The following is a 10,081-nucleotide window of genomic DNA, read 5'->3' on the forward strand; positions in this document are numbered from 1 at the left end:
ATTAAGGCTTCTAAACTTGAAAAAGAGGATGAAGTAGAGGTGTTGGATACCATGGAATTTGATCCTGCTCTTGTAATGGAAAATGCTTGATTGTCAACTAAAAGCGATTTTTAAAAAAGTTAAGCTTAATAAAAGCCAAAATATTAAAAAGGTTATGTGAACAGTGGTTTCAAAAGCTTTTCCTTTCCACAGTTTTGAAGAGTATCCAAAAAACTGAATTAGTAATCGGCAAAGCCAAAATATTCCAAAGCCTAAACTAATTTTTTTTCCAAGAGAAGTTGTAATGATTTCATTTGCAGAAGTAACACAAAGAATTCCCATTAAGAAAACTGTTAAAGCAATAAAAAAGGTGTGTACTTGCATTATTTGCTTGTTTATTAAACTTAAATGATTCAATTCTTCTTTCCAATTAAAATATTTTGGAAAAATAATGTGAATTAAAGCTAGCAAAATTAAAAGGCATCCAATTGTGTTAAGTTGAAATTCCATTTTATTAAAAATTAAGGACAACAATTAAAGACAGACATAAATGGGGTAAATTTCGTTTCGTTGCATGAAGAAAAACCAGCTTCTGTAAACGCTCTTTGCCATATTTTTTTGGAGAAAAAATGTGTAAATCCGATTGAGAATGCAACAAAGTTGGGGAAATCTCGCAAGTGTTCAACCATAATAACACTTCCAGTTGATTTACAAACCCTATGACATTCTTTTAAAAACTGAACTTTTTCGTCTTGGGAACGAATTTCGTGAACTGCGGATAATAAAAAAATATAATCAACAGAATTGTCTTTTAAAGGAATAAAGTTTGAAATAATTTGTTGCGTATTTGGATAGACCAAGCTTACTTTCCTTGCTCTTATTATTGCGGGTTCTGTATGTTGATTGGAATTGTAAAAGTCATAAACTTTTAGATCTGATTGTGGAAATAAGCTTTTGATGATAAAACTTGTTTCATCAAACCCAGCGTTAATGTTCAGAATTTTAGTGTCTTTTGAATCTGTAAGGTTGAATTTTTTTAACCAATTGAAATTATAATAGCCTGAAAAATCATAAACATAAGCTGATACAATTAATGGCATTAATAATCCATAAATAAAGGATAAAAGGATGATCGAATATAAAATATTTGACCAACTAAATAATATATGACTTGTAATAATCAATGTCAAAGCGACTAAACCAAAAACATAAAAATGTCTGTTAAAGCTTAAAATATTTAATACTCCTTGAAAAGGTTTTCTTTTTACTTCCATTTTTCAATTTTTCCTTTTTTCCAATAATACGGAATGTTTTCTATAATAAAAGCATTGGCTAACTTTATATCAGAAAAATTAAATTTGTTTAAGAAGTCAAATTTATAATTGATTATTTCAACTGGTTTTGGGTTCCATTTTTCACGAACTCCTTCAATAATTAAGATTTCATTTTCTTTAACTGTAAAAGTAAAAGGTAGCGGACCAGCATATTTTTTAGCTGTTTTCCAATCGGTAAAAGGAGAATTGGAAGGCAATGAAACTTCTTCTTTTATGTCAGAAAAAGCAAAATTAAATTTTGATTTTACAGATTCAAAACTTGTATTTTCTTTATATTCTTTTTTAACGATATCGGTTGTAGCATAGTTGTAATGCGTAAATATATTGCCGAAGAATTCCATTTTCTTTTTATTGGTTTCGGATTTTAAAATATATAAACCTCTGAAAATTTTCCCTTTTGGATTTTTATATTTTACAAAAATTCTATAGCCAATTAGAAAAAAATCATTTCCCATGAATTCAGGAAACCCCTTTGGACGTAATTTTTCAGTTTCAACCATTGCAACTGCAATAAAAGCCCATTTATTATCATAAGTATCTAATTCAAGGCAATCAGGAAGTAAATTTTCTAATTGTTCTTTAGGAATGGCAAATGTTAAGACAATTGACTTTTTGAAAAAAGTTTCAACGGCAAAAGGATGATTTTTTAATTTTTCTAACACTTTTCTTTGTTTAGAATAAATTCGTTAAAATAGATGAATAGACAAAATAATAACGCAAATACAGAATTCCATTTTCCCCACAATAGTAAATCAGGAACAACTGTGAATTCTAAAATGTTCATTGTTAGAATAATAATGATTTGTGCTATGGCGTTAATTTTAGAATTAATTCTACTGATAATCCAAATTGCCATTAAGACTTCTGAAAAACCTATTAGTTTGGTAATAATATAAGCGGAAGGATTATCTAAACATAAAATTTCTTTAACGATTTCTTGGTGTCGAGGAACATAATTTAATACTTTACAAAAAAGACCGTTGCTAAGCCACACTAAAGAAATTAAATAAATAGAAAGTTTTTTATATGTCATAAATCTAAAATCTACAATCAATATTAAAATAAGCTACCAACTTCCACTACTTCCGCCACCAGAGAAACCTCCGCCACCGAAACCACCACCAAAACCTCCGCCACCAGAGAAACCTCCTCCAGATGAACCACCAAAACCACCACCACTTCGTCCCATGCTACTTAAAATAATCACGTCTAGTAAGCTAGGTGTTCCGCCAATTCCGCTTCCGTTTCCTTTGTTGTTTTTGGAAATTATGACGAGTATAATGATGAAAAGAATGATAAAAAATATAATCGGAATTCCGCCACCTTCTTTATTTTCTTTTCGTGTTCCTTTGTATTTTCCTTTGAAAACATCAAAAATAGCATCGGCACCTTTGTCTAATCCATTGAAGTAACTTCCGGCTTTAAATTCTGGAATAATAATATTTCTAATAATTTCTCCGCCAATTCCTGCAGTCAGTCTATCTTCTAAACCATAACCTGGATTAATGGCAATTTTTCTTTCATTTTTGGATAATAAAATAACGACACCATTGTCATCTTTTGCAGTTCCACCAATGCCCCAAGTTTGTCCCCATTTTGTAGCCAATTGGCTAACATCTTCACCTTTTAGACTTTCAATAGTAATGACAACAATTTGAGTTGTAGTTGAATCAGAGTATTTAATTAGTTTTTGTTCTAATTGCGATTTTTCAGTAGCAGATAAAACATTAGCATAATCATATACCGAAGTCTGTAATTTTGGAATTTCTGGAATAGTAAATTGTGCAAAACTAATTTGAGTAAATAAAAAACAAACGAGTAGTTTCAGAAAAATCGAGTAATTCATTTTTGTTAAAGTCATTATCCTTTAGATATTTCGTTTGATAATTCATTGGTATCGCCTTCTTGCCAAGGGAAATATTTTTTGAGTTGTTCTCCAGCTCTCAAAATACCATCAATAAGTCCTTGTTTGTAATTATGCTCTTTGAAATGTGCCACCATAATATCTTTGGTACAATTCCAAAAATCAGCAGTAACGACATCATTAATGCCTTTGTCTCCACAAATGACAAAAGTTTTATCTTTTACAGCTAGATAAATCAAAACTCCATTTTTGAGTTCTGTTTCATCCATTTTCAATTCGTGAAAAATTTCCATCGCACGGTCATACGCATCGATGGAAGTTGTTTTTTCAATATGTACTCTAATCTCGCCGGAAGTTTCTTTTTCAGCCACACGAATAGCTTCCACAATTTCTTGTTCTTCTTCTTTGGTTAAAAAATCTTCTACTTTCGACATTTGGTATTTATTTAAAAATGATTTACCGCGAATTTGTAATTATGTAATTTAGAAATTCGCGGATTATTTTTTTTAGAATTTTACTTCAACAGGTTTTGCAGCGCCTGGTTCAGAATCAAAATATGGTTTTCCTTCAAATCCGAACCAACCTGCTAAAATAGAGTTTGGAAACGTTTTTACATGATTGTTAAATGGTTTGATAGCTTCGTTAAAACGTGTTCTAGCTGTCAAAATTTGATTTTCGGTACTTGCCAACTCGTCTTGTAGTTTCAAGAAGTTTTCGTTTGCTTTCAGTGTAGGATATGCTTCAACACTAACCAACAATCTTGACAATGAAGACGAAACGCCACTTTGTGCTTGATTAAATTGTGCTAATTGTTCTGGTGTAATATTTTTTGGATCAACAGTTACAGCAGTTGCTTTTGCACGTGCTTCGATTACAGCAGTTAATGTGCTTTTTTCGAAATCAGCAGCACCTTTTACAGTATTTACCAAGTTTCCAATCAAATCATTTCTACGTTGGTAAGATGTTTGTACATTTCCCCATGACTCCGAAACATCTTCGTTCATTTTTACAGCAGAGTTATTAAAACCTGCAGCCCAACTATAAATTGCGAATGCAATTACTGCAATTATCCCAACGGGAATTAACCATTTTTTCATAATTTTTGTTTTTAAAGATTTGTTTAATTTTATAATTCAGTTTTAATGCTCAATAATTGTGCCTTAATGCTTTCTAGTTTGCTAATAATGTCAAACTTGTCTAAGGTTTTTTTCTGACCTTCTTTCAAATGTACTTTTGCACCTTCTAGTGTAAACCCACGTTCTTTGACCAAATGAAATATCAGTTGCAAATTTTTTACATCTTCGGGTGTAAACATTCGGTTGCCTTTGGCATTTTTTTTTGGTTTTAGAATATCAAATTCCTTGTCCCAAAATCGAATAAGCGATTGGTTCACATCAAAAGCAGTGGCAATTTCGCCCATGCTGTAATATCTTTTATCTTTAGGTAAATCTATGTGCATTAATCTAGAGATTGATTTTCTTGTGTTGCTAATTTTGCAATAGCCGTATATTCTACCGCCGAAATATTTCCGTAATAAAAGTTAATTGGGTTTACTACATTTCCGCCTTTGTGAACTTCATAATGTAAGTGCGGAGCCTGACTACGTCCAGTGCTTCCAACAAAACCTATTATATCACCACGATTAACACGTTGTCCCGCTCGTTTGTTATATCTGCTTAAATGTGCATATAAAGTTTCATAACCAAAACCATGACTTATCACAATATGATTTCCAAAACCTGAGGCGCCTGCATCAGCACGTCTTATCACACCATCTCCAGTAGCATAAACTGGCGTTCCTGTGGGCGAAGTAAAATCCATTCCTTTGTGCATTTTTCTAGCTTTGGTAAACGGATCACTTCGGTATCCAAAACCAGAAGCCATATGTCTCAATTGTTCATTCTTTACAGGCTGAATAGCTGGAATAGAACCTAAAAATTTCTCTTTTGCTTTAGATAATTTCAAAATCTCATCGAGCGATTTCGATTGCATAGCGAGTTGTTTCGAAATTAAATCTACACGTTCAGCAGTATTGGTTACTAATTTTTCATTATTAAAACCCAACAATTGTTTAAACCTACTTTCACTAACAATTCCTTTGGTCTTTTTTACTTCCGAAATAGGAGCGTTGTTAAAATAAACACGATAAATATTATTATCACGATCAGCAACACTAGCTAAAACCGCATCTAATTCATCTATTTGTTTGTTTAATATGGTGTAATTTAATTTCAAATTTTCATTTTCTCGAGTCAGCAATCTGTCTTTTGGAGTTTCAAAGTACGGCGTATTCAATAACGCTACAAAACACAAAAAACCAAACAATGCCGACGCCACTAAAAACAATGCGATATAGCCGAAACTTCTCGCTTTTTTAGTTTTTATTTTCCGATACGCTAAATTTTCGGCATCGTAATAGTATTTTACTTTCTTCATATTTTAAAAAATCCTATTTTTGCAGTCGTTATCACAAAGTAACAAAATATTAGACGAACTAATGTAGAAATTGTTTCAATTATTAAACATTTTTTTTACTATTAGGTGCCTAATCCAGCTATTCGTTGCAAGTTCTCGTCCAGAAATCTTTTTTTCTACGATTTTGCAGAAACTTCCTTCGGTCGTTCTACAAACTCAAGAAAAAATTGCTTTCTGAATCTCGAAGCTTTTCACTGTTATCTGGGGCAAAAAGGTTAGTCGTTAATTTGGTTATTCGTTTATTCGAAGCTCCAAATCAACAAATAACCGAATAACCGATTAAACATAAAAAATGACATCAAAAGAAATCCGCAAGCAATACCTTCAGTTCTTCGAATCTAAAGGACATCTTATCGTTCCATCAGCGCCAATCGTTCTTAAAGACGATCCAACACTGATGTTTAACAATTCGGGAATGGCACAATTCAAAGAATATTTCTTAGGAAACGGAACGCCAAAAAGTCCAAGAATTGCCGATACTCAAAAATGTTTGCGCGTATCTGGAAAACATAATGATCTCGAAGATGTAGGTTTCGATACCTATCATCATACGATGTTCGAAATGCTAGGAAACTGGTCTTTTGGTGATTATTTTAAAAAAGAAGCGATTAATTGGGCTTGGGAATTATTAACTGAAGTTTATAAAATTCCAAAAGAAAATCTTTACGTTTCTGTTTTCGAAGGAAGCAAAGAAGACAATGTGCCTTTCGATCAAGAAGCTTGGGATATTTGGAAAGGATTAATTGACGAAGATAGAATCATTTTAGGAAATAAAAAAGACAACTTCTGGGAAATGGGAGACCAAGGACCTTGTGGACCCTGTTCAGAAATTCATGTCGACTTGCGTACTCCAGAAGAAAAAGCATTAGTTTCGGGGAAAAGTTTAGTAAATAATGATCATCCACAAGTAGTTGAAATCTGGAATAATGTATTCATGGAATTTAACCGTAAAGCCGATGATTCTCTCGAAAAATTACCAGCACAACACGTAGATACTGGAATGGGATTTGAGCGTTTGTGTATGGCATTGCAAGGGAAAACATCAAATTATGACACCGATGTTTTTACGCCACTTATCGAAAAAGTAGAACAAATTACAGGATTAAAATATACTACCAATGATGTCATTCTGAACGAAAGTGAAGAATCTCAAGAACAGAATAAAACCAATATTGCCATTCGTGTTATTGTCGACCACGTTCGTGCTGTAGCTTTTGCTATTGCCGACGGACAGTTGCCATCTAACACAGGAGCAGGTTATGTAATTCGTAGAATTTTACGTCGTGCGATTCGTTACGGATTTACGTTCTTAGAAACTAAAGAACCTTTCATTAATAAATTGGTAGAAGTTTTAGCGAATCAAATGGGTGAATTTTTCCCAGAAATTAAATCGCAACAACAATTGGTTACGAATGTAATTCGTGAAGAAGAAGCTTCGTTTTTAAGAACGTTAGAACAAGGAATTCAATTGTTAGAAAACGTAATGCAAAATACTTCTGGAAAAGAAGTTTCTGGAGAAAAAGCATTCGAATTATATGATACTTTCGGATTTCCAATCGATTTAACAGCCTTAATTCTTAGAGAAAGAGGATTTAGTTTAGACGAAGCAGGTTTCGAAACAGAATTACAAAAACAAAAAGCGCGTTCTCGTGCGGCTTCTGAAGTTTCTACTGAAGATTGGTCGGTTTTAATTCCAGGAAACGTCGAAACATTCGTTGGTTATGACCAAACTGAAAATGATGTAAAAATCACACGTATTCGTAAAGTAGATTCTAAAAAAGATGGAATTTTATACCAAATCGTTTTAGACAACACACCATTTTATCCAGAAGGTGGAGGACAAGTAGGAGATAAGGGAACCTTGGTTTCTGCAAACGAAACGATTGATATCATTGATACTAAAAAAGAAAATAACCTGATTTTGCATTTTGCAAAACAATTGCCAGAAAATATCGAAGCTGGTTTTGTGGCAAAAGTGAATACCGATTTAAGAACATCAACTTCCAAAAATCATTCGGCCACGCATTTGATGCATTTGGCTTTGAGAAACATTCTTGGAACACATGTAGAGCAAAAAGGATCATTAGTAAATCCAAATTATTTGCGTTTTGACTTTTCACATTTCAGTAAAGTTTCTGATGACGAATTACGTCAGGTAGAAGCAAGTGTAAACGCTCAAATTGAAGCACAATTACAGTTGGTAGAACACAGAAATATTCCAATTAAAGAGGCGTTAGACAAAGGCGCAATGGCTTTGTTTGGAGAAAAATATGGCGATAATGTCCGCATGATAGAATTTGGTGAAAGTAAAGAACTTTGTGGTGGAATTCACGTGAAAAACACAGCAGAAATCTGGCATTTCAAAATCATTTCAGAAGGAGCAGTTGCAGCAGGAATTCGAAGAATAGAAGCTATTACTGGCGATGCAGTTAAGAATTTCTATACAAATCAAGAAAAGACATTATCTGAAATTAAGGAAACGTTGAAAAACCCACAAGATATTTTAAAATCTGTGGCTTCATTACAAGACGATAATGCGAAGTTGAAAAAACAAATTGAGCAATTGTTGAAAGAAAAAATCGATGGATTAAAAAATGCATTGGTTTCCGAATTCGAAGAAATTAATGGAATCAACTTTTTGTCGAAACAAGTAGATTTGTCAATGAGTTCAACCAAAGATTTGGCACAAGCATTGGGAAGTGCTAAACCAAATTCGTTTGTTGTTCTAGCTTCAATAGAAGATAACACGCCAAATATTCATTGTTACATTGCTAAAGAATTGGTTGCAGAAAAAAGCTTAAACGCTAATGCTGTTATCAAAGAATTAGGAAAATACATTGATGGAAACGGTGGTGGACAACCATTTTTTGCATCAGGAAAAGGGAAAAATGCAAACGGAATTGCTGCAGTTTTAGAGAATGCTGTGAGTTTTGTGAAGTAAAATTCATTGATTTATATTTTTTAAACCTCGCAAAGACGCAGAGGCGCAAAGTTTTAATGAATAAATAAGAAGATAAAAATACTTAATAAAAATATAGCTTTGCGTCTCTGCGTCTTTGCGTGAAAAAAAGAAATTATGACAGAAAACGAAATATCAAAAATAATTGTTGACGTTTCTTATAAAATTCACACTAAACTTGGTCCAGGATTATTAGAATCTGTTTATGAAGCAATACTTTACCATGAATTAGTTAAAAGAGGGCTAAGTGTAGAAAGGCAAAAACCAATTCCGGTTATTTGGGATGATGTTTTTCTTGATATAGGCTTCAGAACTGATTTAATAGTTGAAAACAAAGTAATTATTGAGATAAAATCTGTCGAACAAATTTCGAGATTACATCCAAAACAATTATTAACTTATTTGAGAATTACAAAAATAAAATTGGGTTTACTTATTAATTTTAATGAAGCATTAATAAAAGACGGAATTACAAGAGTGGTTTGTGGTTTGTAACCTTTTATTTTCATAAAAAAATATACTTTCATAAGCTTTGCGCCTCTGAGCCTTTCCGTAAATAAAACTTTCTAAAAATAAACTTACAAAAAAACCAATTAATTCGTTTTTTTTTTTTGCTTTACACAAATTTATAAAACCCCAAAAATGAAAAGAATTGTTTTGTTATTAAGTGTTGTTGCGTTAGGTTTTGCGTCTTGTTCTAAAAGTGAAGAGGCACTAGTTGAGGTTACGCCAGCTCCAAATGTAGTTTTGCTAAGGACTGGAAATATTGATGGTGCTATAAGTAATTTTACTTATACTGGAAACAAAATTAATGAGAGAACTTCTGGGACAAAAAGATACATTTATACTTATATAGGTGATTTGATATCGAGAATTGAATATATAAATGGAACGACTCATAAAGATTACAAAGATTTTACATATGAAGGAGGTAATCTAAAAACTTATATTCAAGATGTTGCTGTTAATAATTATAAAACGAAACGTACATATACTTATAATGAAAACGGAACGGTTACTTATATAAGTGTATCTGTAGATAAAACTACTGGGGCTGAAACTTCATTAGGAAGTGGAACATTTACTTTTGTAAATGGTAATTTTGTAAAAGATTATAGTGTTTCATGTAACCAACCAGTTACAGGAGTTACTACAAATAATTTTGATTATATATTTGATAATAAAAACAGTCCATATAAAAATATTTTAGGGTTTAATAAGCTTATTACCGAAATAGAGATTTGTTCAGTAAATAACTTTACAAAAGAGACGTTGTTTAATCAGTATACGGGTAATTCAGGCACGACAAGAGTTATAACTTATGAGTATGAATATAACAGTGATGGCTATCCAACAAAAAGAACAGAAAAAGACTCAAATAATGTTGTGTTAAGTACTATGTTATATACTTATTAAAGTTTAAAATTTCAAGTAAAACAAAACCCTCCAAGAGTTCCAAACTCTTGGAGG

General features: G+C 32.2%; 12 protein-coding genes. 3 read left to right on the forward strand and 9 right to left on the reverse strand.

The genetic code is table 11. The annotated features are described in order from the left end of the window. Positions 1-93: 93 nt before the first annotated feature. The 9 genes from ACH2BP_RS09925 to ACH2BP_RS09965 all read right to left on the reverse strand — a co-directional run bounded on the left by ACH2BP_RS09925 (position 94) and on the right by ACH2BP_RS09965 (position 5,613). A complete protein-coding gene (locus ACH2BP_RS09925; protein ID WP_395059446.1) occupies positions 94-489 on the reverse strand; it encodes a hypothetical protein in 396 nt (131 codons plus the stop codon). An 11-nt stretch (positions 490-500) separates the two neighbouring features. Beyond that, positions 501-1,253: a class I SAM-dependent methyltransferase gene (locus ACH2BP_RS09930; RefSeq protein WP_395059448.1), complete on the reverse strand. Its 753-nt coding sequence runs from the start codon at positions 1,251-1,253 to the stop codon at positions 501-503. Beyond that, positions 1,244-1,975: a DUF2071 domain-containing protein gene (locus ACH2BP_RS09935; RefSeq protein WP_395059450.1), complete on the reverse strand. Its 732-nt coding sequence runs from the start codon at positions 1,973-1,975 to the stop codon at positions 1,244-1,246. The genes ACH2BP_RS09930 and ACH2BP_RS09935 overlap by 10 nt, the downstream gene beginning before the upstream one ends. Continuing rightward, on the reverse strand, positions 1,969-2,346 hold the full coding sequence (locus ACH2BP_RS09940; protein ID WP_394758639.1) for a DoxX-like family protein: 378 nt from the start codon (positions 2,344-2,346) through the stop codon (positions 1,969-1,971). The genes ACH2BP_RS09935 and ACH2BP_RS09940 overlap by 7 nt, the downstream gene beginning before the upstream one ends. Before the next feature lie 33 nt (positions 2,347-2,379). Continuing rightward, positions 2,380-3,174, reverse strand: a complete 795-nt coding sequence (locus tag ACH2BP_RS09945) for a TPM domain-containing protein (protein WP_395059452.1) — start codon at positions 3,172-3,174, stop codon at positions 2,380-2,382. Further along, on the reverse strand, positions 3,174-3,611 hold the full coding sequence (locus tag ACH2BP_RS09950; RefSeq protein WP_394758641.1) for a TPM domain-containing protein: 438 nt from the start codon (positions 3,609-3,611) through the stop codon (positions 3,174-3,176). The genes ACH2BP_RS09945 and ACH2BP_RS09950 overlap by 1 nt, the downstream gene beginning before the upstream one ends. A 72-nt stretch (positions 3,612-3,683) precedes the next feature. After that, positions 3,684-4,274, reverse strand: coding sequence for a LemA family protein (locus tag ACH2BP_RS09955; RefSeq protein ID WP_395059454.1), 591 nt, complete (start codon positions 4,272-4,274; stop codon positions 3,684-3,686). 29 nt (positions 4,275-4,303) lie between these two features. Further along, the gene (locus ACH2BP_RS09960) at positions 4,304-4,636 is read right to left on the reverse strand and encodes a MerR family transcriptional regulator (protein WP_394758643.1); all 333 of its coding nucleotides are present in this window, start codon (positions 4,634-4,636) and stop codon (positions 4,304-4,306) included. Then, positions 4,636-5,613, reverse strand: a complete 978-nt coding sequence (locus ACH2BP_RS09965) for a M23 family metallopeptidase (RefSeq protein ID WP_394758644.1) — start codon at positions 5,611-5,613, stop codon at positions 4,636-4,638. Before ACH2BP_RS09965 ends, ACH2BP_RS09960 begins: the two co-directional genes overlap by 1 nt. A gap of 331 nt (positions 5,614-5,944) precedes the next feature. Between ACH2BP_RS09965 and alaS the strand changes: the two genes are divergently transcribed. From alaS to ACH2BP_RS09980, 3 genes are all read left to right on the forward strand, one after another. Further along, the gene (gene alaS / locus ACH2BP_RS09970; protein ID WP_395059456.1) at positions 5,945-8,593 is read left to right on the forward strand and encodes an alanine--tRNA ligase; all 2,649 of its coding nucleotides are present in this window, start codon (positions 5,945-5,947) and stop codon (positions 8,591-8,593) included. Positions 8,594-8,728: 135 nt separating this feature from the next. Then, positions 8,729-9,106, forward strand: a complete 378-nt coding sequence (locus ACH2BP_RS09975; protein ID WP_395059458.1) for a GxxExxY protein — start codon at positions 8,729-8,731, stop codon at positions 9,104-9,106. Between the two features lie 147 nt (positions 9,107-9,253). Continuing rightward, positions 9,254-10,027, forward strand: a complete 774-nt coding sequence (locus ACH2BP_RS09980; RefSeq protein WP_395059460.1) for a hypothetical protein — start codon at positions 9,254-9,256, stop codon at positions 10,025-10,027. Positions 10,028-10,081: the final 54 nt, after the last annotated feature.

It is taken from the genome of Flavobacterium sp., from assembly GCF_043756175.1.
Taxonomy (GTDB): Bacteria; Bacteroidota; Bacteroidia; order Flavobacteriales; family Flavobacteriaceae; genus Flavobacterium.

Coding starts and splice junctions, on each gene's coding strand:
- ACH2BP_RS09960 (WP_394758643.1), bottom strand. CDS start 4,636: ATGCACATAGATTTACCTAAAGATAAAAGATATTACAGCATGGGCGAA.
- ACH2BP_RS09930 (WP_395059448.1), bottom strand. CDS start 1,253: ATGGAAGTAAAAAGAAAACCTTTTCAAGGAGTATTAAATATTTTAAGC.
- ACH2BP_RS09980 (WP_395059460.1), top strand. CDS start 9,254: ATGAAAAGAATTGTTTTGTTATTAAGTGTTGTTGCGTTAGGTTTTGCG.
- ACH2BP_RS09975 (WP_395059458.1), top strand. CDS start 8,729: ATGACAGAAAACGAAATATCAAAAATAATTGTTGACGTTTCTTATAAA.
- alaS (WP_395059456.1), top strand. CDS start 5,945: ATGACATCAAAAGAAATCCGCAAGCAATACCTTCAGTTCTTCGAATCT.
- ACH2BP_RS09965 (WP_394758644.1), bottom strand. CDS start 5,613: ATGAAGAAAGTAAAATACTATTACGATGCCGAAAATTTAGCGTATCGG.
- ACH2BP_RS09955 (WP_395059454.1), bottom strand. CDS start 4,274: ATGAAAAAATGGTTAATTCCCGTTGGGATAATTGCAGTAATTGCATTC.
- ACH2BP_RS09945 (WP_395059452.1), bottom strand. CDS start 3,174: ATGACTTTAACAAAAATGAATTACTCGATTTTTCTGAAACTACTCGTT.
- ACH2BP_RS09925 (WP_395059446.1), bottom strand. CDS start 489: ATGGAATTTCAACTTAACACAATTGGATGCCTTTTAATTTTGCTAGCT.
- ACH2BP_RS09950 (WP_394758641.1), bottom strand. CDS start 3,611: ATGTCGAAAGTAGAAGATTTTTTAACCAAAGAAGAAGAACAAGAAATT.
- ACH2BP_RS09940 (WP_394758639.1), bottom strand. CDS start 2,346: ATGACATATAAAAAACTTTCTATTTATTTAATTTCTTTAGTGTGGCTT.